Source organism: Enterobacter cloacae complex sp. HYC033_NIDB (assembly GCF_056673335.1).
The window spans coordinates 3,071,947-3,098,028 of record NZ_CP115123.1; the positions used below are offsets into that span (position 1 = coordinate 3,071,947).

At 59.9% G+C, this 26,082-nt stretch carries 7 protein-coding genes; 5 read left to right on the top strand and 2 right to left on the bottom strand.

The window, feature by feature from the left end; genetic code table 11:
* Positions 1 to 63: 63 nt before the first annotated feature.
* The gene (gene cybB / locus O1721_RS14845; protein WP_015570570.1) at positions 64 to 594 is read left to right on the top strand and encodes a cytochrome b561; all 531 of its coding nucleotides are present in this window, start codon (positions 64 to 66) and stop codon (positions 592 to 594) included.
* Between the two features lie 41 nt (positions 595 to 635).
* On the opposite strand, the gene O1721_RS14850 is transcribed toward cybB, so the two are convergent.
* Positions 636 to 1,703 carry an oxidoreductase gene (locus tag O1721_RS14850; protein ID WP_032648247.1) on the bottom strand — a complete coding sequence of 356 codons (1,068 nt, stop codon included), beginning with the start codon at positions 1,701 to 1,703 and terminating at the stop codon, positions 636 to 638.
* A gap of 13 nt (positions 1,704 to 1,716) precedes the next feature.
* The gene (locus O1721_RS14855; protein ID WP_015570569.1) at positions 1,717 to 2,460 is read right to left on the bottom strand and encodes a DeoR/GlpR family DNA-binding transcription regulator; all 744 of its coding nucleotides are present in this window, start codon (positions 2,458 to 2,460) and stop codon (positions 1,717 to 1,719) included.
* 732 nt (positions 2,461 to 3,192) lie between these two features.
* Between O1721_RS14855 and O1721_RS14860 the strand changes: the two genes are divergently transcribed.
* From O1721_RS14860 to O1721_RS14875, 4 genes are all read left to right on the top strand, one after another.
* The gene (locus O1721_RS14860) at positions 3,193 to 4,530 is read left to right on the top strand and encodes a TolC family outer membrane protein (RefSeq protein WP_032648249.1); all 1,338 of its coding nucleotides are present in this window, start codon (positions 3,193 to 3,195) and stop codon (positions 4,528 to 4,530) included.
* A gap of 121 nt (positions 4,531 to 4,651) precedes the next feature.
* Complete coding sequence (locus O1721_RS14865; protein WP_032668897.1) at positions 4,652 to 22,657, top strand: Ig-like domain-containing protein; 18,006 nt, start codon at positions 4,652 to 4,654, stop codon at positions 22,655 to 22,657.
* A gap of 71 nt (positions 22,658 to 22,728) precedes the next feature.
* A complete protein-coding gene (locus O1721_RS14870) occupies positions 22,729 to 24,894 on the top strand; it encodes a type I secretion system permease/ATPase (protein ID WP_032648253.1) in 2,166 nt (721 codons plus the stop codon).
* Entirely contained in the window at positions 24,891 to 26,066 is a 1,176-nt protein-coding gene (locus tag O1721_RS14875) for an HlyD family type I secretion periplasmic adaptor subunit (protein WP_032648254.1), read from the top strand. The genes O1721_RS14870 and O1721_RS14875 overlap by 4 nt, the downstream gene beginning before the upstream one ends.
* Positions 26,067 to 26,082: the final 16 nt, after the last annotated feature.

The following is a 26,082-nucleotide window of genomic DNA, read 5'->3' on the forward strand; positions in this document are numbered from 1 at the left end:
GGTTCACATTTTCAGGAAAGGTGGTTATGTTGGCGCGATAATGATTCTTTATCGGGAAACAACATGCGCACAAAATATACGGGTCTGCAAATCAGCATTCACTGGCTGGTTTTTCTGTTAGTCATTATGGCCTATTGCGCCATGGAGTTCAGAGGATGGTTCCCAAGAACCGATCGTCCGCTTATTAATATGATCCACGTTTCCTGCGGGATCAGCATCCTGGTGCTGATGGTGGCGCGCCTGCTTATCCGCCTCAAATTCCCGGCTCCGCCTATTCAACCGAAACCAAAAGCGATGATCACCGGGCTGTCCCATCTCGGGCATCTGGTAATCTACCTGCTGTTCATTGCGCTGCCGCTGATCGGTATGGTGATGATGTATAACCGGGGAAATGACTGGTTTGCGTTTGGCCTGACGATGCCGCATGCGGCGGAGGGGAATTTTGACCTGGTGGATACCCTAAAGGAGTGGCACGTAACGCTGGCGAATCTGGGGTACTTCGTGATTGGTTTGCACGCCTTTGCCGCGCTGATGCATCACTACTTCTGGAAGGACAACACGCTGCTGCGCATGATGCCGAAAAAGCGTCAGTAACCGATAATGCCCTGCTAACCCGCAGGGCATTTTTTTGCGGCTTATTGCAGTTGCGCGCGCTCCTGCGCCGTTAAGTCAAGTTCCAGAGTTGAACCCGTTTCCGAAGATTTTACCGCCGCTTCCAGCACCGCCATCACCGCCAGGGCTTCCACCGGATGGACCGGGTTGTCAATCTTGCCGTTCAGGGCATCGCGCACGTTTATATAGTACTGCCGCTGGTCGCCTTTTGGCGCAGGGATAGCGCTGGCTTCACCCTGGGCATTAAACAGCACCATAGCGTCGCTGTCTTCACCCCAGCTTTCGCTACCCGGAACGACGCCTGCCAGCAGCTGGGCTTCCTGCTGATCGATGCGCGCTTTCACCACGCTGGCCTTATCGCCGTGGACGGTAAAGCGGGCAACGCCACCCGCCACCAGCATGCTGCAATGGAGGACCACTTTGTGTTCCGGATAATTCAGCACCACGTGCGCCCAGTCGTTAATCTCCGCGCCGTCACGCAGGGTGGCGATGTTGCCCTGTACCGACTGCGGCAGACCAAAAAGCTGTAGCGTCTGGTCAATCATGTGCGGGCCTAAGTCGAACCACAGGCCGCTGCCGGGCACGTTTTGCTCTCTCCAGCGCACGCGAACCTCCGGACGGAAACGATCGATATGCGACTCAAAATGTTTCACCTTGCCGATACGGCCTTGCTCAATCACCTGCTTAATGCCGAGAAAATCGCTATCCCAGCGGCGGTTATGGAAGACCGAGAGCAGGCGCTGTTTTTCTTGCGCAAGCGCAATCAGATCTCGCGCTTCCTGCATATCCAGCGTAAACGGCTTATCCACTACCACATGCTTGCCGGCATTGAGCGCCAGGGTGGCCAGCGGCGCATGGGTCGCGTTAGGGGAGGCGATAACCACCAGGTCGATATCCGGATGCTGAATGGCCTCTTCCGGCGTGGCGACAACGAGGACGTCCGGCAGGTCGCGTTTCACTTTCTCTTCATCCCGGGATGAGACCACCGCCAGCTTCAGGCCTTCGACGGACTGGATCAGCGGGGCATGGAACGTCTTACCTACAAAACCATACCCGATCAGCGCAATATTCATTGTCTTCACTTTATTCATGACCTTCTCCACGTTAATGCGCGCCAACGGTAACCTGCAAGGCGCTATGGTCCCCGAGCTCTGCCCAGGGACGATCTAAAAACAGTTGATGAATCTCGGATAACCCTGACACCAGATACGGTTCGCACTGGTTGAGTTTTAGATGGTCGGCGACTACCCAGTGCGCCTGGCTTGCGGCCAGCATGGCACGCTTCACTTCGGCATCCGCCTCCTGACTGGCGCTCAATCCGAGTTCGGCATGGATGGCGCATGCGCCAAGGATGGCAATATCCGCCCGGTAGCGAGAGAGCAGGGAAAGGGTGGCGCTTCCGGCAAACAGGCGTTGTTTCTGATCCCACTTTCCACCGAGCAGGATCAGGTCAATATCTTCCCGATCGCTAACCTGCTGGGCGATATCAAGAGAAGGGGTGATGATGGTCAGCGGCCCCTGAAGGAAAGAGGCAACGGCCAGCAGTGTGCTTCCGGCGTCCAGAAAAAGCGTCGAGCCCGCAGGCACGCATTGCGCAACCTGTTTACCCAGCCGCTGCTTAATTTCAGGGAGCAAGCTATTCCTGCTTACTCGGGTCATCGTCGAGAGATTCAGCGCGATGGCGCCGCCATGGTTTTTTTGTGCCAGTCCCTGTTTTTCCAGGTCGGTCAGATCGCGACGGATGGTGTCCGCCGAAACCTGCAATCGCTCTGCCAGCTCGGTAATGCTGGCCTGGCCTTGCTCAGTAATGATATCAAGCACATATTTCTGTCTGGCGGTTTTATGCATGGGGCAGTATCCTGCAAAATGTCGCAATAAATCGCAGTTTACAGCATTTTGCAGGAAAGGGAATCGCGACAGGTGCGGGATGTTATCCAAAAACAGTTTAATGATGTGATTATTGATATCGCATTAATCAGTCATCAAAAACATGTATGTATCTTTTAGGTATGTTGTTATCGCTATGTTTTACTTGAAAATTTGGCTTAAGCTGTCGGATTATTGGCTCTAACCAGAATGTTTAGCTAATTTGTAATTATAAATTAGTGAATATATCTATTAGTTTCTATTTTTAAAGTAAAATAATTCAATTTTATTCGGTGTATTACTTAAGTTGACATTTCTTTGAAAATCTTTGTGTCTGATTCGGGGTGAAATTAACGCAAAAATGTACACCGGGGCATTTTAGAATTTTCTTTATATTACAGGGGGTTTATTTGTTTCATCTGAAAGGCCTTTTATAACGTTTTGTCCAGAAACCCCATCTTTTTTCTTATTTGTAACACCGCATTAACATTGCGGGTGTGGTTGCTCATATCACATTTTGTTATGCTGCGAATCAATAAATATTTAAGTAAATTCTTAAAAGAAAAAAAGAGATTGAACGGCTCTCATCTCAATTGAAATGGGCTTGGGGAACTATTGCCCAAATTAATCGAGAAGAGGTGAGGGATTTCTGAAGAATTATTTGTACCTCTTCCTGGGTATTTATTTGGCTATCACCTGGAGTCGGGGGATATTATGAAGATGAAATGCAATAACAGGTTGCTCAGATTATCTGTCTCCCTGACCTTAATTTCGCTGGTGGTGACTGCGGCTAATGCAAATAACGGCCAGGCGGGGATATCTCCCGTTGCGGCAATGACGATGAAAGAAAGTATTCTTTTCGCTCTCGATCGCGACCCCTCGGTGAGCCAGCAGGCAGCGCAACTGGGGATCGGCCAGGCACAAATAGACGAAGCGCGCAGTGGCTGGATGCCACAAATAGCCCTGAACGGGAGTACGGGTCACAGCCAGACCACCGATTCAAGCGGCTCGTTGCGAAATTCCGCAGCCTGGGGCGTGAGCCTGACGCAGCTGGTGTACGATTTTGGCAAGACCAATAACAGCATCAGCCAGTCTTCAGCTCAGCGTGACAGCTATCGCTACCAGCTGATGAGCACGATGTCTGCCGTCGCGGAAAAAACGGCCCTCAGCTATGTGGAAGTAAAACGCTACAGCGATCTGTTGCAGGCGGCAAAAGAGAACGTGCAGGCGCTTAAAAACGTTGAGCAGCTGGCAAAACTCCGCGCCGATGCTGGCGTAAGCTCCACCTCTGATGAGCTTCAGACCCGCACCCGTATCGCCGGGATGCAGGCGACGGTAGAGCAGTATAATGCGTCTCTGAACAGCGCCCGCGCGCGGCTGGCGGTATTAACTGGCATACAGGCTGAACGCTATTCACCGGTTCCGGGAGGTCTGGCCGTGGAGCCGGATTCTCTCAATCGGATTGATTATTCACTGATCCCAACGGTGATGGCCGCGCAGAACATGGAGCGTTCAGCCCAGTACGGAGTAGAAACCGCCAGGTCTCAGCACTGGCCGACCTTAAGCCTGAAAGGGGGCCGCACCCGCTATGAGTCTGATAATCGCGCCTACTGGGATGATCAGATCCAGCTCAATATTGACGCACCGCTTTATCAGGGCGGCGCGGTCTCGGCGCGCGTCCGTCAGGCCGAGGGCGCAAGGGCAATGGCATCGTCCCAGGTTGATCAGGCCCGTTTTGATGTCCTGCAAAAAGCCTCCGTCGCACAGGCCGACTGGACCGGGGCGCGAGGACGAATGGAAGCCGGGAAACGTCAGCTGGAAAATGCGTTGCGCGCCCGCGATGTCTACAAAAATGAATATACCCTGAGCAAGCGCAGCATTAACGATCTGCTCAGCGTGGAGCAGGATGTCTGGTCTGCCACCTCAGCGAAAATAATGGCTGAATACGATGGCTGGAGTGCGGCGATTAATTACGCCTCTGCGGTGGATAATCTCATGCCGCTTATCGGAATAGAGAAAAACGCTGCCGCGAAATTACCTGATTTAAGTTAAAAAAAGGCGCGCCTTTCTGCGCGAAATAAGTCAGACAATAATGGGTGATTTTTCCCAAGGATAGCTACATCCCTCTGGTGGACATATCCACAGGAATACGCGCACCTGCAAGGAGAAGAATATGAGTACCGCAAAAGTTGTTGATGTCATCATTCGCAAAACGGCAGAGAAGACGAAATTAACCGGAGAGGGGAATCTCTCGGTCTCTATTTCCTCACCGAGCGTGATTGAAATTCAGGGTTCTGCTCAGGACGTGGTGCGTTATGTCCGCCAGGGGAATGACCTCCTCATTTATATGAAAGATGGCAGCGTGATCCGCTGCAATAATTATTTTGTCGAAGACACGGAAACCCATAATCATTCCGAGCTGGTATTTAACGATAACCAGGCGTTGACGCATATTTCATTTGCCGATGCCGGGGAAGCATCAGGCGTTGCCGCCACCGAATTAACCGCCCAGGCTGCACCCATTAGCAGCATTGAACCTTTCCTGGAGCAGGGAAGCGTCTTAAGCGATGCGCCGTGGGGCTGGATTGCCGGTGCGGCGTTAGGGGGCGGTGCGATCGGCGCACTGCTGGCTCACGGCGGCGATGGCGAAACCAAAACCAGGGTTATTGATAATACAAAAGAAGTCGAAAGCGCCACGCCGACATTTTTGCTGACGGACAACGCGGGTGACAAGCAGGGCGTGCTGAGTGCAAAAGAGGTCACGGATGACAACACCCCAACCTTCAGCGGTACCGGGCAGCCGGGCGCGACCATTCAGGTTAAAGACGGCAGCGGCAGCACCATCGCCAGCACCATGGTCGCGAAGGACGGCACCTGGACGGTAACACTCCCGACCCAGGCCGACGGGGAACATACCTGGTCCGTCGTACAGATCGACGGCAGTAAATCGACCTCTGCGGGCAGTATTACCGTAACCGTTTCTACAGCGGATACCAGCGTGACGCTCGCCACCACGGCGGGCGATAACGTGATCAACGCCAGCGAGCAGGCCGCTGGCTTTACGCTGTCCGGCACCAGCAAAAACCTGGCCCAGGGAACGGCGCTTACCGTCACGCTCAACGGTAAAACCTATACCGCAGAAGTGGGGGCAAACGGCGCATGGAGCGTGAAGGTGCCTGCTGCCGACGCACAGGCGCTGGGCGATGGTACCTGGACGGTCAACGTCAGCGGAAAAGACGCGGCGGGCAACACCGTGTCCGGCAGCCAGACGATTGGCGTGGATACCGCCTCGCCAGTGATCTCTGTCGACACGATCGCCCAGGACAACATCATCAACGCGGCTGAACATAATCAGCCGCTGACGCTGACCGGGAAAACCGATGCGGAAGCGGGCCAGATTGTGACGGTCACGCTGAACGGCAAAAATCACACGGCGACCGTGGGCAGCGACGGCAGCTGGTCCGTTACGCTTCCGGCCAGTGAAGTACAGGCGCTGGCTAACGGCGAGCACACCCTGACGGTAAACGTCAGCGACAAAGCGGGTAACGGGTCATCCACCACCGCCGATTTCACGGTCGATACCGCAGCGCCAGTGGTCACTATCAACACCGTCGCGGGCGACGACATTCTGAACACCAGCGAGCAGGGGCAGGCGCAGATTATTTCCGGCCAGGCGAACGGCGCGGCGGAGGGCGACATTGTCACCGTGACCGTTGGCGGCAAGACCTTTACCGGTGCCGTCCAGGCGGACGGCAGCTGGAGCGTCGGCGTGCCTGCCTCCGTCATTGGCGCGCTGGGGGAAGGTAGCCACAGCATTTCGGTCTCCGTGACCGATGCGGCGGGCAACACCGGCAGCGCGACGCACGGCATTACGCTGAGCGGCAACCCGCCGGAATTTACCCTTGACCCCATCAGCCAGGATAACGTCCTGAATGCGCAGGAGGCCATGCAGCCCCTGAGCCTGAGCGGGACCAGTAATCTGCCGAACGGCAGCGCTGTCACCGTGACGCTGAACAACGTTAACTATCAGGCCACCGTTGAGAACGGTCGCTGGTCCGTTCAGGTGCCGGTTTCCGACGTGCTGGATCTGGCGAATACCCTTTACACCGTCAGCGTCAGCGGCACCGACAGCGTGGGTAACAGCGGCTCCGCCGAGGCGAATCTGCTGGTAGACACCGTGCTGCCGCAGGTGATCGTCAACACCTTTGCCGGGGATAACCTGGTCAATAACGCCGAAGCGGCGGTTGACCAAACCCTCAGTGGACGCGTCACCGGCGCGGCGGCGGGCGATACCGTCTCTGTCACCGTGGGCGGCAAGAGCTACACCGCAACGGTTGGCAGCGACCTCAAATGGAGCGTGACGATCCCATCGGCCGACCTCCAGGCGTTTGGCGACGGCGATTTAACCTTCAGCGCCTCTGTCACCAATGCGCACGGCAATACCGGCACCGGCGAACGTGATATCAACATCAACGCCGAACTGCCGGGCCTGCGCGTGAACACGATCTCTGGCGATGACGTGATTAACGCCATCGAGCAGCAGCAGGATCTGGCCGTAACCGGCTCCAGCACTCATCTGGCCGAAGGCACACAGATCACCGTTACCATCAATAATGTCGAATACGTCACCACGGTTAACGCAAGCGGCAACTGGCAGATTGGCGTGCCGGCGGCGGATCTTCAGGCATGGACGGCGGGAGGCATGACCGTCAGCGTCAGCGCGGAAGATGCCTGGGGCAACACCGTGGCGGCTGAACACCCGATCGAGCTTGACCTGAATGCGGTGGCCGTCACCATCGATACCGTAACCACTGACGATATGCTCAACGCGGCGGAAAAAGGTGCGGATGTCACGCTTTCTGGTCAGACGCAGGGCGTGGAGGCCGGGCAGACCGTGGTGGTGAAATTCGCGGATCAAACCTTTACTGCACAGGTGCAGCAGGACGGCTCCTGGCACCTGACCGTTCCGGCGAGCGCGATGGAAACGCTGATCGACGGGCGTGCGCAGGTGAGCGTCAGCGTGACTAACGTCAACGGCAACAGCGCGGACGCCTCACGCGTGGTGATCGTCGATACGCAGCCGCCAGCCATTACGCTTGATAACCTGACCGACGACAACATCATTAATGCGGCAGAAGCGCAGCAGGATCTGGTGCTCAGCGGCAGCACAACCGCTGAAGCGGGCCAGACGGTCACCGTCACGCTGAACGGTAAATCTTACCAGACCACGGTACAGGCGGACGGTCGCTGGCAGCTGAACGTGCCTGCCGCCGACGTAGGCGCGCTGACCGATGGCAATGTCACCGTGACGGCCACCGTCAGTGACGTGGCGGGCAACAGCAGCAGCGCGGACCGCGTTGGGCTGGTGGATGCCACCGTGCCGCAGGTGACCATCAACGATTTCGTCACCGACACCAACACCGTTAACCAGCTGGCCCATGCTCAGGCGCAGATCCTGAGCGGCTCCGTCACCGGCGCGGCGGCGGGCGATTTGGTCACCATCACCATCAGTAACGTGGACTACACCACCGTGGTGGATGCGGCAGGCAACTGGAGCCTCGGCCTGCCTGCGTCCGTCGTTCAGGGGCTGACGGACGGCACCTGGACCATTAACGTCTCCGTGACCGACCAATCCGGCAACACCGGCAGCAGTTCAGTGGATGTGGTGGTCAATACTGTGACGCCCGTTATCGGTATTAACACGCTGGCCGTGGATGACGTGATCAATGCGGCAGAGAAGGGCGAAGATCTGCTGCTTTCCGGTACCAGCAACCAGCCGGAAGGAACCACCATCACCGTTAATCTGAACGGTATCAACTACACCGCCACCACCGACGCCAGCGGCAACTGGAGCGTTACCGTCCCCGCTTCTGCGGTGAGCGCGCTGGGTGAAGCCAATTACACCGTGATGGCGAGCGTCACCGATAATGTGGGCAACAGCGCCGCTACCACGCACGATGTGCTGGTGGACAGCTCGCTGCCGGTTGTTACCCTCAACAACTTCGCGGGCGACAATATCGTCAACGCGGCGGAAGTGGCCGCAGGGCAAACCCTGACCGGAAAGGTTTCTAACGCGGCATCGGGCGATACCGTCACGATTATCCTCGGCGGGCAGACATACACGGCCACCGTACAGGACGATCTCACCTGGAGCCTGCCGTTAACCCAGAGTCAGTTAACCGCGCTCGGTAACGGCGACCTGACCGTATCGGCCAGCGTGACAAACGCGCACGGCAATACCGGATCGTCTTCCCTGGATGTCACCATTGACGCCCAGCTGCCCGGCCTGCGCATTGATACCGTCGCCGGTGACGACGTTATTAACGTTATTGAACACGCGCAGAACCTGGTTATCTCCGGCACCAGCACCGACCTGGCGGCGGGTAGCACCGTCACCGTGACCATCAACGGCAAGAGTTATTCCGCCTCGGTACTGGCGGATGGCACCTGGCAGGCTGCGGTTCCGGCTGCCGACGTCTCCCGGTGGGCGGACGGGTCGCTCACCATCAGCGCCAGCGCGCAGGATACCTCCGGCAACCCGGTGAATATCGGTACCGTTGTGGATGTCGATCTCGCCCCGGTGGCGATAAGCATCAACAGCGTGACGGACGACAACGTGCTTAACGCGGCAGAAAAAGGCCAGGATCTGGTGCTGTCCGGCTCCTCCTCGAACGTTGAAGCGGGCCAGACCGTTACCATTATCTTTGCGGGTAAAACCTGGACCACGATGGTCGATGCCAACGGCGACTGGACCTGCACCGTACCGGCTGCCGATCTGAGCGGCCTGAAGGACGGCGACGCCAGCGTACAGGTCAGCGTCACCAACGTGAACGGCAACGCGGCCTCTTCCTCGCAGGCATTCAGCGTCGATACCGCCGCGCCAGCGGTCACCATCAACACCATCAGCGGCGACAACATGCTGAATGCGGCAGAGGCGGCGCAGGATCTGACCCTGAGCGGGACGTCTACTGCCGAAGCAGGCCAGACGGTCACCGTGACCTTCAACGGCAATCAGTACACCGCCCAGGTGCAGGCGAACGGCAGCTGGACGCTGGACGTTCCGGCGGCGGATCTGGCGGGGATCGCCGACGGCAGCGCGGCGGTCACGGTGACCGTGTCCGATAAAGCGGGCAACCCGGCCAGCGCGGGGGCGTCCGTGCTGGTCGACACTACCGTGCCGCAGATTACCTTCAACATTGTGGCGGGCGACGACATTGTTAATATTGCCGAGCACGGCCAGGCGCTGATTGTCACCGGCAAGGTGACGGGCGCGCAGGCGGGCGATGTGATTACCCTGACCCTGAACGGCAAAGACTACACCGCGATGCTGGATGCGTCCGGCAACTGGAGCGTGGGCGTTCCGGCGACGGACGTGGGCGCGCTGGCTAACGGCGATCAGACGATCTCCGCCACACTCACCGATAAAGCGGGCAACAGCACCAGCGCGACGCACGCGTTTGACGTCTCCCTGACCGCGCCGGTGATTGCCATCAATACCCTGGCGGTTGACGACGTGATCAACGCGACCGAAAAAGGCCAGGACCTGTTGATCTCCAGCACCAGCAACCAGCCGGACGGGACCCGCATCACCGTAACCCTGAACGGTGTCAGTTACGCCGCCACCACCGATGCCAGCGGTAACTGGAGCGTCACCGTTCCGGCGGCAAACGTCTCGGTACTGGGCGAAGCGAGCTACAGCGTGACGGCCAGCGTGACCGATACCGCGGGTAATAGCGCGAATACCAGCCATAGCGTGCTGGTCGACAGCGCGCTGCCGCAGGTCACCATTAATGCGGTTGCCACCGACGACGTGATTAACGCGGCGGAAGTGGCTTCCGGACAAACCCTGAGCGGGAAAGTGAGCGGCGCGGCGAGCGGTGACACTGTCACGATCGGTGTCGGGGGCAACATCTATACCGCGACGGTTCAGGACGACCTGAGCTGGTCGGTTAACGTGGCGTCTGACGTCTTAACCGCTATCGGTAACGGCGATCTCACCGTAACAGCGAGCGTGACCAACGGCCACGGCAACACCGGCACCGGCGAACGCGACATCACGATTGATGCCAGCCTGCCGGGCCTGCGCGTGGATACCGTGGCAGGCGACGATGTGATCAACAGCATCGAACATGGTCAAAACCTGATTATCACCGGCTCCAGCGACGGGCTGGCGAGCGGATCGGCGCTGACGGTCACCGTCAACGGCAAAACCTACGCGGCAACCGTGCTGGCGGACGGCACCTGGACGGCGGCTATTCCGGCGGCGGACGTCGGCGCGCTGAGCGCAGGCACAATCACTGTGACCGTTGACGGCCAGAGCGCGGCGGGTAACCCGGTTTCCATCAGCCACGACGTGAAAGTGGATCTGGCGGCAGTCGCCATCAGCATTAATCCGATTGCCTCGGACGACGTAATCAACGCGGCTGAGAAAGGCGCGGACCTGGTGCTGTCTGGCTCGACCACCAACGTGGAAGAAAACCAGACCGTTACCATCACCTTCGGCGGCAAGTTGTACACTGCGACGGTGGATGCCAGTGGCAACTGGACGGCGACCGTACCGTCTGCCGATTTGGGCGGACTGAAAGACGGCGACGCCAGCGTGCAGGTCAGCGTCACCAACGTGAACGGCAACAGCGCCTCGGCGGGCCGCGAATACAGCGTGGACGCCACCGCGCCGACGGTGTCCATCGAGATCGTCAGCGACAACAACATCATCAACGCGGCCGAAGCGCAGCAGGATCTGGTCGTTAACGGTGTCTCCAACGCCGAAGCGGGTCAGACCGTGACCGTGACGCTGAACGGCGTGGACTACACCACCACCGTACAGGCGAACGGCAGCTGGAGCGTCACCGTACCGTCTGCGGATATCGGCGCGATTACCGACGGCGATTACACCATCACGGCAGCCGTCGCGGATAAGGCGGGTAACCCGGCCTCGGCGGACCGCGATGTGCTGGTGGATACCACGGTGCCACAGCTGACCATTAACACCGTTTCCGACGACGACGTGATCAACAGCGCCGAGCATGCGCAGGCGCTGATTGTCACCGGTTCCGTGACCGGTGCGGCGGCGGGCGACGTGGTGACCGTCACCATCAATAACAAAGATTACACCGCGACCCTGGACACTTCCGGCAGGTGGAGCGTGGGCGTGCCTGCGGCGGACGTGAGTGCCCTGGCCGCCGGGGATTACACCATCACCGCGGCGCTGACCGATAAAGCCGGAAACAGCAACAGCACAACGCACGAGGTTGAAGTCAACCTCACCGCGCCGGTGCTGACCATTGACACCGTGTCCGGTGACGATGTGATCAACAGCAGCGAGAAAACGCAGGATCTGACCATCACAGGTACGGCTTCCGGGCTGGCAGCGGGCGCGGTGGTCACCGTGATGCTCAACGGCAAAGCGTACAGCGCCACGGTGGACACCAATGGCCAATGGACTACAACCGTTCCGGCGAGCGAGGTGGGGCAACTGGGTGAAGCGCTTTACACCGTGTCGGCCTCCGCGACGGACAGCGTCGGCAACAGCTCCAGCACCTCGCACACCGTGAACGTGGAATCCGTGCTGCCTGGCGTCATCATCAACACCGTGGCGGGCGACGACGTGATCAACGCAGCGGAGCTGGCAACCGGCCAGACCATTAGCGGCACAGTGGTGAATGCCGAAGCGGGCAACACCGTGACTGTGTCTGTTGGCGGCCACAGCTACACCGCAACGGTACAGGACAATCTCACCTGGTCCGTCAGCGTACCGGAGTCTGTGCTCACCGCGCTGGGCAATGGCGATCTGACCGTGACCGCCAGCGTCACGAACGGCGTGGGCAACAGCGGCAGCGGCGAGCGCGATATCACTATCGACGCGAATCTGCCGGGCCTGCGCGTGGACACCGTAGCGGGCGATGACGTGATTAACAGCATCGAACACGGGCAGAATCTGATTATCACGGGTTCAAGCGACGGCCTGACGGCGGGTACGGCGCTGACCGTCACCGTAAACGGTAAAACCTATCCGGCTACCGTGCTGGCAGACGGCACCTGGAGCGCGGCGATCCCTTCTGCGGACGTGAGTGCCCTTGCCGCAGGCACGGTCACCGTGAACGTTGAAGGCCAGAGCAGCGCGGGCAATCCGGTGACTATCAACCATGATGTGACGGTGGATCTGGCAAACGTCTCCATCAGCATTGACGCCATCGCTTCCGACGACGTGATCAACGCCGCCGAGAGGGGTGCGGATCTGGTGCTCTCCGGCACCACCTCGAACGTCGAAGAAAACCAGATCGTCACCATCACCTTCGGCGGCAAGAACTACACCGCCACGGTGGACGCTGAGGGTAAATGGACCGCCACGGTGCCGTCTGCGGATCTGACCGGTCTGAAAGACGGCGACGCCAGCGTGCAGGTCAGCGTCACCAACGTGAACGGCAACAGCGCGTCTGCGGGACGCGAGTACAGCGTGGATGCTACCACGCCGTCCGTGACCATCAACACGATTGCCACCGACGATATCCTGAACGCCTCAGAAGCGCAGTCCGACCTGGCAATCTCCGGCACCAGCACCGCCGAAGCAGGCCAGACGGTGACCGTATCGCTGAACGGCAAAGATTACACCACAACCGTCAGCGCGAACGGCAGCTGGACGCTGAACGTGCCGGCAGCTGACCTTGCAGGATTAACCGACGGCAGCGTCACCGTGACCGCGGCCGTCAGCGACAAGGCGGGTAACCCGGCGTCGGTGGACCACACCCTGACGGTGGACGTCACCGTTCCGGCAGTGACCATCCACACCGTGGCAGGCGACGACGTGATTAACGTGGTTGAACACAATCAGGCGCAGATTATCAGCGGCTCCGCCACCGGCGCGGCGGCGGGCGATAAGGTCACCGTCACGATCGGCGGCCAGACTTATACCACCGTGCTGGATGCGGCGGGTAACTGGAGCGTGGGCGTTCCGGCCAGCGTCATTTCCGGCCTCAGCGACGGCAGCGTGACCGTCACTGCGTCAGTCACCGACGCGGCGGGCAATACTGGCAGCGGCACGCATAATGTGACCGTCGATACCGGTCTGCCGTCGGTCAGCTTCAACGCCATCAGCGATGACAACGTCCTGAACGCCGTTGAAAAAGGCCAGGATCTGAGCGTCAGCGGCACCAGCGCCAACCTGACGGAAGGCACCGTGGTCACCGTGACCCTGAACGGTAAAAACTACACGGCGACAACTGCGGCAGACGGCACCTGGAGCCTGACAGTTCCGGCTGCGGATCTGGCCGGTCTCGGTCAGGCCAGTTACACCCTGAACGCGACGGCCACCAACGGCGTTGGCAACAGCGTGAGCAGTTCTGCGAACCTGCTTGTCGATACCGCGCTGCCAACCGTTACCATCAACACCGTGGCGGGGGACAACGTCATCAACGCGGCGGAAGTGGCGGCAGGTCAGACACTGAGCGGCACCGTGGCGAATGCCGAAGCGGGCAACACCGTGACCGTGACTATCGGCGGCCACAGCTACACCGCAACGGTGCAGAATAATCTGTCCTGGTCCGTCAACGTGCCGTCTGACGTGCTGACCGCACTCGGCAACGGCAGCCTGAGCGTGACGGCGACCGTCACCAACGGCCACGGCAACACCGGCACCGGCGAACGCGAGATCGCTATCGACGCTAACCTGCCGGGCCTGCGCGTGAATACCGTGGCGGGTGACGACGTGGTCAACACCATCGAGCACGCGCAGAACCTGATTGTTTCAGGCTCCAGCGACGGGCTGGCGCCGGGCACGGCGATGACGGTTACCGTCAACGGTAAAGATTACGCGGCAACGGTACTGGCAGACGGCACCTGGAGCGCGGCGATCCCGTCCGCCGACGTGAGCGCGTGGCCGGAAGGCACCGTAAAAATCAGCGTTACCGGTGACAGCGCGGCGGGTAATCCGATCACCATCAGCCACGACGTGACCGTGGATCTGGCTACCGTTGCCATCAGCATCAATGCGCTTGCCACCGACGACGTGATTAACGCGGCGGAGAAGGGCGCGGATCTGGTGCTGTCCGGTGCGACCACCAACGTGGAAGCCGGGCAGACCGTGACCATCAGTCTGAACGGCAGGATCTACACCACCACCGTGGACGACAGCGGCAACTGGACTTACACCGTGCCGTCAGCGGATCTGGCTGGCCTGAAGGATGGCGACGCCAGCGTGCAGGTGAGCGTCACCAACGTGAACGGCAACAGCGCCTCGGCGGGCCGTGAGTACAGCGTGGATGCTACCGCGCCGTCCGTGACCATCAACACGATTGCCACCGACGATATCCTGAACGCCACGGAAGCTCAGTCAGACCTGGCAATCTCCGGCACCAGTACCGCCGAAGCAGGCCAGACGCTGACCGTATCGCTGAACGGCAAAGATTACACCACAACCGTCAGCGCGAACGGCAGCTGGACGCTGAACGTTCCGGCGGCGGATCTGGCAGGATTAACCGACGGCAGCGTGACGGTCACCGCCTCAGTCAGCGACAAGGCGGGTAACCCGGCGTCGGTTGACCACACCCTGACGGTGGACGTCACCGTACCTGCGGTGACCATCCACACCGTTGCAGGTGACGATGTGATTAACGTGGCTGAACACAATCAGGCGCAAATTATCAGCGGCTCCGCCACCGGCGCGGCGGCGGGCGACACTGTCACCGTCACCATCGGCGGCCAGTCGTACACCACCGTGCTGGATGCGGCGGGTAACTGGAGCGTGGGCGTTCCGGCGAATGTGATTTCAGGCCTCAGCGACGGCAGCGTGACCGTCACTGCGTCAGTCACCGACGCGGCGGGCAATACCGGCAGCGGCACGCATAATGTGACCGTCGATACCGGTCTGCCGTCGGTCAGCTTCAACGCCATCAGCGATGACAACGTCCTGAACGCCGTTGAAAAAGGCCAGGATCTGAGCGTCAGCGGCACCAGCGCCAACCTGGCGGAAGGCACCGTGGTCACCGTGACCCTGAACGGTAAAAACTACACGGCGACGACTGCGGCAGACGGCACCTGGAGCCTGACGGTTCCGGCTGCGGATCTGTCAGGCCTCGGTGAAGCCAGCTACACCCTGAGCGCGACGGCCACCAACGGCGTGGGCAACAGCATCAGCACTACGGCGAACCTGCTTGTCGATACCGCGCTGCCAACCGTCACCATCAACACCGTGGCGGGGGACAACGTCATCAACGCGGCGGAAGTGGCCGCAGGCCAGACCATTACCGGTAAGGTGGCGAACGCGGACATCGGTAACACCGTGACGGTGAACATCGGCGGCAACACCTATACCGCGACGGTGCAGAGCGATCTGACCTGGTCCGTTAACGTGCCGGAATCCGTCCTGACCGCGCTGGGCAATGGCGATTTAACGGTGTCAGCAACCGTCACTAATGACCATGGCAATACGGGAACGGGCGAGCGCGATATCACTATCGACGCCAGCCTGCCGGGCCTGCGCGTGGATACCGTCGCGGGCGACGATGTGATTAACAGCATCGAGCATGGACAGAACCTGATTGTCACCGGCTCCAGCGACGGACTGGCGGCAGGCACTACGCTCACCGTGACCGTCAATGGCAAAACCTATGCGGCCTCCGTGCTGGCAGACGGTACCTGGAGCGCGGCGATCCCGGCAGCAGACGTCGGGGCCCTGGCTGCGGGCACGGTTACCGTGACCGTTGCAGGCCAGAGCGCGGCGGGCAATCCGGTCTCTATCAGCCACGACGTCACCGTCGATCTGGCAGCCGTGGCGATCAGCATTGATGCCATCGCCACCGACGACGTGATTAACGCGGCGGAGAAAGGTGCGGATCTGGTGCTGTCCGGCAGCACCTCCAATGTGGAAGAGAACCAGACCGTGACCATCACCTTTGGCGGCAAGTCTTACACCGCCAAAGTCGATGCCGACGGCAACTGGACGGCCACCGTGCCTTCCTCGGATCTTGCGGGTCTGAAAGACGGCGACGCCAGCGTGCAGGTGAGCGTGACCAATGTGAACGGCAACAGCGCGTCTGCGGGCCGGGAGTACAGCGTGGATGCCACGGCGCCAACCGTGACCATTGACACGGTAGCCGGCGACAACGTGATCAACGGCAGCGAAGCAGCTGCGGGCGTGGCCATTTCCGGCACCACCACGGCTGAAGTCGGTCAGACGGTAACCGTTAACCTCGGTGGAAACAGCTATACCGCACAGGTTCAGCAGGGCGGCGTCTGGAGCATTAACGTGCCGGCCGCCGATCTGTCCACTCTGGCGGATAACGGCTACACCGTGCAGGTGAGCGTGAGTGACGCCGCGGGTAACCCGGGCAGCGCGGGCAAAGCGATTACGCTCGATACCACGCCGCCGACCGTCAGCTTTAACGTCGTGGCGGGCGATGACGTCATCAACAGCGTTGAGCACGGGCAGGCGCAGGTCGTCAGCGGCACCGCAACCGGCGCCAGCGTCGGCGATAAGCTGGTCATCACGATAGGTTCGAACCAGTACACCACCACCGTTGACGCCAGTGGCAAATGGAGCGTGGGCGTTCCTGCCAGCGACATTTCTGCCCTGACCGACGGCACCGTGACCCTCAGCGCGACAATCACCGACAGCGCGGGAAACAGCAGCACCCAGACCCATGACGTGGTGGTAAATACCGCATCGGTCGCGCTGACCGTCAACACCCTCAGCGGCGATGACGTGATCAATGCGGCAGAAGCGGGGGCGTCGCTGGTCATCAACGGCTCCAGCGCGCAGTTTGCTAACGGCACGCAGGTCACTATCACCCTGAATGGTAAGAGCTATACGGCCACTATCCAGAGCGATGGCTCCTGGACAACCACCGTACCGGCCGCCGACGTGGGCACCCTGGCCGACGGCGCGAGCTACCAGGTTTCTGTTTCGGCGCAGGACAGCGCCGGGAACAGCGCCTCGGCGACGCACACCATCAGCGTGGACACCACCGCGCCGGTGATTAGCGTGAACACGTTGTCGGGCGACGATGTGCTGAATGCGGCGGAAGCCCAGCAGCCGCTCACCGTACACGGCTCTTCCAGCGCGGAAGCCGGCCAGACGGTGACCGTCACGCTGGGCGGGAAAACCTACACTGCGCTTGTGGCAAACGACGGCACCTGGACGCTCGACGTCCCGGCCGCCGATCTTGCCAACCTGAGCGAAGGCGCGCTGACGGTCACCGCGTCGGTGAACGACAAGGCGGGTAATAACGGCCAGACGACGCATACCTTAACGGTCGATACCGTCGCGCCAGCCGTGACCATCAGCACCGTGGCCGATGACGATATCGTCAACAACGCCGAGCAGCTGGCGGGACAGACCATCAGCGGGACCACCACCGCGGAGCAGGGCCAGACGGTGACCGTTTCCTTCAACGGCCACAGCTATCAGGCGACCGTGGCGGCGAATGGCTCCTGGTCCGTCTTCGTGCCGGGACGCGACTTCCTCGGACTGAGCGACGGGGATTACACCATTACGGCTACGGTGAGCGATAAGGCAGGTAACCCGGGCAGCGCAACGCACGACGTGACGCTGAACGGCGACGTGCCGACCATCGCCATTAACACCTTTGCGCAGGATGATATCGTCAACGCCGCCGAGCACGGCACGCCGCTGGTTATCAGCGGCACCACCGATGCGCCAACGGGCCAGACGGTGACCATTATGCTTAACGGTAAAACCTACACGGCTACCGTTCAAAATGACGGCACCTGGAGCTATACGGTCGGCAGCGCAGACGTGTCCGCGCTGGCGGACGGCGGTTCGTACGTGTTTAACGCGCAGGTGAGCAACGCCATCGGCAACAGCGCCAGCGATAACCATACCGTTACCGTGGATCTCACCGCACCGTCGATGGGGATCAGCATTGATTCCCTGCAAAACGATACCGGCCTCAGCGCGAATGACTTCATCACCAGCGACAGCCAGGTGGTGGTGAATGGTTCCCTGACCGCGCAGCTCGGCAATAACGAGAAGGCGCAGATCAGCCTTGACGGCGGTACCACCTGGATTGACCTGACCGTCACCGGCACCACCTGGCGCTACACCGATGGTCGCACCCTGACCGACGGTACGTACCAGTACCAGGTGCGTGTGATCGACAATGCAGGCAACGTTGGGGCAACGGACAGCCAGGACGTGGTAATCGATCTGACGAAGCCTGCGGCGGCGACTATTACCGTGGATTCCGTCTCGCAGGATACCGGCCTGTCCGACAGCGACTTTATTACCAGCGACAACCAGATCAGCCTGAAAGGGACGCTCGGCGCGGCCCTGGGCAGCGGTGACCACGCTCAGATCAGCCTCGACGGTGGCGCAACCTGGACTGACGTGAGCGTCAGCGGCCTGAGCTGGACCTACGTTGACGGCCGCACGCTGGCCGACGGAGACTACAACTATCAGCTGCGGGTGATTGACGACGCGGGGAATATCAGCGCCACTACCAGCCAGGTGGTGACCATTGATACCGTCGCGCCGGACGCCAGCAAAACGATCGCTATCGACAGCATCAGCGACGATACCGGCCTGAGCAGCAGCGACTTTATCACCAATGACACCTCCCTGACGCTGCACGGCTCGCTCGGCGCAACGCTGGCCGACGGCGAATATGCCCAGATCAGCATCGACGGCGGGGTCACCTGGCAGAACGTGATCGTCACTGGCAACAGCTGGTACTACGTGGACGGCCGCACGCTGGGTAACCAGACCTATGACTACTACGTTCGCGTAGTGGATGCGGCGGGCAACGTGGGTGCCAGCGCTCATCAGCAGGTGACGGTCGATACGGTCGCGCCGGATGCGGCGATTACGGTGACCGTGGATAACATCACCGTCGATACCGGCTTCGACAATAACGACTTCCTGACCAGTTCGACCTCGTACACGCTCAACGGGACGCTCGGGGCCGAACTCGGGGCGGGTGAGTATGTGCAGGTGAGCATGGATGGCGGCACCACCTGGGTTTACGCCACGGTAAGCGGCACCCGGTGGAGTTATAACGACACCCGCACCCTGGCCGACGGCGACTACCGCTATCAGGTGCGGGTTGTCGATCAGGCGGGCAACGTTGGGGCCACCACCACGCAGGACGTGACGGTGGATACCCAGGCGCCGCAGTACGGCATCACCATTGACAGCATCAGCGAAGATACCGGGCAGTCCGGGAGTGATTTCATCACCATGGACACCTCGCTGACGATCAACGGCTCGTTGGGCAGCGCGCTGGCCAGCGACGAGCGCGTACAGATCAGCCTCGACGGCGGTAATACCTGGATTGACACTACCGTCACTAACCAGCGCTGGAGCTATACGGATACCCGCGATCTGGCAGATGGGGATTACACCTACCAGGTGCGGATCATCGACCAGGCGGGCAACGTCGGCTCAACCTCTTCGCAGGTGGTAACGGTTGATACCACGCCGCCTGACACGGTGGGAACGGTGGTCAGCTATACCGACGGGGAAGGTGAACGTACAGGCACGTACGGCGCATCAGTCGCGACGGACGATACCTCGCCGCTGATCAACGGTACGCTTAACCGCGCTCCGGAAGACGGCGAGATCGTGCAGCTTTACCGGGACGGGATCTTGCTGGGTCAGGTGACGATGAACGGCAGCGCAAGCTGGTCCTATCAGGACAACGGCCTGCTCGACGGGAATCACACCTACATTCTGCGCGTCACCGACAAAGCCGGTAACTACACGGAATCGGATGGCTTTGTGCTGAACGTCGATACCAGCATCCCGACCACCACGGCGGCGATTACTGCCCAGACCACCTCGGATACCACGCCAATTATTAATGGCACGGTGTCTGCGGACCTGGTGAACGGGGAATACCTGGTGGTGATGGTGAACGGGAAAACCTATACGTCGCAGACCGGCGGCGCGGTGGTAATCGACCCGGATCACAATACCTGGTATCTACAGATCCCGGACAGCGATGCCCTGAGTGTGGCGAGTTACGACGTAACCGCGCAGGTGAAGAGTAGCGCGGGCAACGGTAACACCACCGGTACGGCAACCGGTAGCCTGGTGATCGATACCACCTCGGTGAATACCGACTGGGCGACCACTGCGGGGAACAGCAACAACTCAACCATGACTCTCGGCATGAACAGCAGCGGGCTGTGGAATATCATCGCTAATGGACAGTCTTATTCCAGCAGCGATGATTCAACCTATGCCGGGAATACGTTAACTAACACCCGTAGCTACTATGTGGTGAGCCAGACGGCAGCTGACTTTGACCGTAACGGCACGCAGGATATCTTTGCGACGGAGAACACCTACGCGGGCTCTACGCAGGTGATGTGGACCTACGATGGCAGCAGCTACACCGCCAGCCAGCTGGCGATGGGAACCACCATCTGGTACGGCGGCGTAATTGCCTACGACAAAACCGGCGATGGCTATCTTGATCTGGCGTACGGCGATGCCGGTATGGACTCCCTGACCTACCTGGTGAACACCAACGGCGTTCTGTCGCCGGACGGCACCGGCGGGGAAGGTGGATTCTACGGCCAGTTCGATTCCGGGCGTGAAATCTCCGGCGTCGACCTGAACAACGACGGTACCGTGGACATCGTGCAGCACACCAACCGCAGCGGGGCGTACTCGCTCACCGTGATTACCAACAACGGGAACGGTACGCTTTCCATTGGCCAGAACCTGACCAACGTGTTTGTGGCCAACGCGGCGAATACCACCACGGCGGCCTCCATGACGTGGGCGGACTTCAACGGCGATGGCTACATGGATCTGTACCTGGGCAGCAGCTACAACAACACCGGCGGGGTGATTTACTACAACAACGGTGCAGGACAGCTTTCTACGACCAAGAGCGCGGTAGAAGCCTCTAACGCCTCGGCGGGCTATCTGTCGGTGGCGGTAGACTGGAACGGTGACGGGCAGATGGACATCATCAAGCTCAGCACCTACGGCAGCTCACAGACGGCGACCCTGTTCACCAACAACGGCTACGGCTCAACCTGGACCTCAAGCCAGCTGGCTTCCGGCCTGGCGAACGTTACCGGTGTGGCCGCGGTGGACTACAACTGGGACGGCGCGCAGGATCTGCTGGTGTCTCAGCAGAACGGCAAGGTGGTGCTGGTGCAGAACAATGCGGAGATCGCTGACGGTACCGCGATGCATCTGCACATTGTCGATAGCGAGGGCATCAACGCTTTCTACGGCAACACGGTCAATCTGTATAACGCTGCGGGCGTGCTGGTGGCCTCGCAGATCATCAACGCCCAGTCCGGCATTGGCTCGAACGATACCTCTGCGCTGGTGAGTTTCTACGGGCTGGATCCGAACGAAACCTACTCGGCGGAGATCGTGAAGATCACCAACGGCGTGTCGGATAACGTCACCTGGACCGGCCTGGACGCGGGCAACGGCAAAGAGGGTTATGTTCTCACCGCTGAAGCGGCCACCGGCGGCCACAGCGGAACCCTTACCGGTACCGGGTATAACGACACCTTTATCGCAGAGGATGGGACCTATACCTATAACGGCTCCGGCGGCTGGAATACCCATTCCGACTACGACACCTGGAGCAATACCGGCGGCATGGACGTGGTGGATTACCGTAATGCCACCTCTGGGATAACCGTTGATTTGCGCCTCTCAACGGCGCAGGACACCGGATTCGGTACCACGCGGTTGTTGAATATTGAAGGCATCAACGGCTCCGACTACGACGACGTGATCACCGGCAACAGCGGTGATAACCAGTTCGAAGGCCGGGGCGGGAACGACACCTTCAACATCGGCAGCGGCGGTCACGATACGTTGCTCTATAAGCTGATCAACGCGTCTGACGCGACGGGCGGCAACGGTAGCGATGTGGTGAACGGCTTTACCGTCGGCACCTGGGAAGGGACGGCGGATACGGACCGTATCGATCTGCGCGATCTGCTTTCCGACAGCGGCTATACCGGCACCGGTTCGGCGAGCTACGTCAACGGCGTGGCGACGCTGGACAGCAGCGCAGGCAACATCGCCGACTATATCCGCGTGGTGCAGAACGGCAGCAACACCGAGATCCAGGTTGACCTGGACGGCACCGGCGGTCAGTTCACGCCGACCACGCTGGTGACGCTGAACGGGGTGCAGACGGATCTGGCGACGCTGCTGGCGAATCATCAATTGTTAATTGCGTAAAACACCGCCGCGGGGAGGGATCCTCGCGGCCTTTTGGCGTTTCTTTAACGAATTGCGTTAACCCGGAGATTATGAAGACACATCCACAGTACGAACCCTGGTTGCAGGGCATGCTCATCATCGCGAAATATTATCGGCTGGATTTTTCGGCGGAGCATGTTCGGGTCACGATTAACCATGAAAGCCAGTCGCCACGCCAGCTGGTGCTGGAGGAGATGGCGCGCCAGCTTGGGCTGGGGATGCGTTGGGTGGCGGCGGAAGCCGTATCGCTCGATCCCTGGCGCTTACCGCTGCTGGCGGAGTTTACCGGCGGGCAAATTGCGGTCATCAACCGTATGGACAACGACGGGAACGTCAGCGTGCAGTTTAGCGGCGACGGGGGGCTGGAGACAACGCTGACGCGCGACGAACTCGGTACGCGGTTAAAGGGGCTGATGGTGCTGCGTCCCCTGGAGTCCACGCCGGATGCGCGCGTGGATGATTACATCAAACCCTATGAGAAAAACTGGTTCTGGCAGCTGGCGCTGAAAGACTGGCGTCGTTACAGTGACATAATGCTGGTGGCGCTGGTCGCCAACGTGCTGGCGCTCTCCGGCATGGTCTTTTCCATGCAGGTGTACGACAGGGTGGTGCCGTCCCAGTCGGAGGCCACGCTGTGGGTGCTGTTTGGCGGCGTGATGATCGCCATCGTGTTTGAATTCATCATGCGCATGCTGCGGGTGCATATTTCGGACGTGGTAGGGAAACGCGCCGACCTGCGTATTTCCGAGCGCGTGTTTGCCCACGCCCTGAGGATCAAAAACGGCGCACGGTCGAAATCGACCGGGTCGTTTATCGCCCAGATCCGCGAGCTGGAGTCGGTGCGGGAGCTGATCACTTCCACCACCATTGCCGCTATCTCCGATCTGCCGTTCTTCCTGCTGTTCGTCTTCATTCTGTGGATGATTGGCGGCCCGCTGGTGCTGGTCGTGCTGCTGGCCGTACCGCTGCTGCTCATTCCCGGCCTGCTGGTGCAGCGCCCGCTGGGAAAACTCTCCAGCGAAGGGATGCGTGAATCGGCAATTCGTAACGCCACGCTGGTGGAAGCGGTGCAGGGGCTTGAGGACATCAAGCTGATGCGCGCCGAGCAGCGGTTTCAGAACCAGTGGAATAACACCAATGACGTTGCCGCGAGCGTCGGCATGAAGCAGCGCTGGCTGACGGGGCTGCTGCTGACCTGGACCCAGGAGGTGCAGTCTATCGTCTACGCCGTGGTGCTGCTGGTGGGGTGTTATCTGGTTATCAGCGGCGACATGACCACCGGTGCGCTGGTGGGCACCTCGATTCTGGCGTCCCGGACCATTGCGCCGCTGTCGCAGATTTCCGGCGTGCTCTCCCGCTGGCAGTCGGCAAAGGTGGCCCGCAAGGGACTGGATGACCTGATGCAGCGCCCGATTGACGATCCCCAGCACGGCAAAAAAGTGCATAAAGCCCACCTGCGCGGTGATTACCGGCTGGACGACGTCGGGTTTTATTACGACGAAGAAGAGAAGCTCACCGTGCTGAATATCAGCAAACTGCGCATTCGCGCCGGGGAGCGCGTGGCGGTGCTCGGGCGGAATGGTTCGGGGAAAAGCACCTTGCTGCATCTGCTGGCGGGAATGCAGGAGCCGCAGCAGGGCAGCATTTTGCTGGACGATATTGCTCTCAATCATCTTGACCCGGCCGACGTGCGCCGCGACATGCAGCTGCTCAGCCAGCAGGCGCGGCTGTTCTTCGGCTCCGTACGGGACAACATCCTGATGGGTAATCCGCTGGCGACAGACGAGGAAATCCATCAGGCGCTGGTCAACAGCGGCGCGCTGGAGTTTGTGCGCAAGCAGAAAATGGGGCTGAATACCATCATCAATGAGGGCGGAACGGGGCTTTCCGGCGGGCAACGTCAGGCGCTGCTGCTGGCGCGCGCGCTGATCACCTCGCCGAATATTCTGCTGCTGGATGAACCCACCGCCTGGCTGGATGAGGTCAGCGAGAAGCAGTTTATCCAGCATCTTCACCAGTGGCTCGGTAAGCGCCGGACGCTGGTGGTGGCGACGCATCGCCTGCCGATTCTGGACCTGGTTGACCGCATCATCGTCCTGGAAAACGGCAAAGTGGTGATGGATGGCCCTCGTGATGCCATTTTACGCCAGCACGGAATGGCCCCGCAGCAGGCGCCGCAGCGCACGGTTAAACTGAAAACGGAGGGCGTGGCATGAATGATTTCTCCCGCTTTAACAGCCGGTTGAAGGAGCCCCGCCTGCCGCGTTCGTCGCTGGTGGCATGGTCGCTGTTTGCCCTGCTGGTGGTGTTTATTACCTGGGCCAGCCTGTTCCAGCTGGATGAGGTCACGACGGGCAGCGGCAAGGTGATCCCGTCCTCCCACGAGCAGGTGATCCAGTCCCTGGAAGGGGGGATTATCCACAGTCTGATGGTGCGTGAAGGCGATATCGTCGAGCGTGGTCAACAGCTTGCCCAGCTGGACCGGACGAAAACCGAGTCCAGCGTGCTGGAGAGCGAGTCTCGATTAAACGCTGCGATGGCGACGGCCGCGCGTCTGAATGCCGAGGTGAACGACACCGCGCTGGTCTTCCCGGCAGAGCTGGATGACGACGTTGAGCTGGTCAAACAGGAAACGGCGCTTTATCAGTCACGTCGCGAAAGCCTGGAAAAAGGGCTGGCGGGTTTACGCCAGGGAGCGGATCTCGTGCAGCGTGAACTGGCATTAACGCGCCCGCTGGTGACGCAGGGGGCAGCCAGTAAGGTCGAAGTCTTACGACTTGAACGTCAAAAAAATGAGCTGGAGAGCAAAATCACCGAGATGAAAAACCAGTACTACGTTCGCGCCCGCGAAGAACTGGCGAAAGCGAACGCAGAAATGGAAGCGCAGCGTTCGGTCATGAAAGGGCGCGAAGATTCACTCACCCGCTTAACGTTTAATGCACCGGTGCGTGGCATCGTGAAGGACATTGACGTGACGACGGTGGGCGGGGTGATCCCGCCGAACGGCAAACTGATGAGCCTGGTACCGCTTGATGACCAGATGGTGATAGAAGCGAAAATCTCGCCGCGCGATGTCGCGTTTATCCATCCCGGGCAAAAAGCGCTGGTGAAAATCACCGCCTATGACTACTCGATCTACGGCGGGCTGGAAGGGGAGGTGACGATGATTTCCCCGGATACCCTTCAGGACGAGGTGAAACGGGATGTTTATTATTATCGCGTTTATATTCGGACAGACAGTAACCATCTGACCAACAGGCAGGGCAAGGAATTTCCGGTGTTCCCGGGCATGATAGCCACGGTTGATATCAAAACCGGCAGTAAATCCGTCATTGATTATCTGCTGAAACCGTTGAATAAGGCGAAAGAGGCGCTGCGCGAGCGATAAAAAAGGCGTTCAGCAA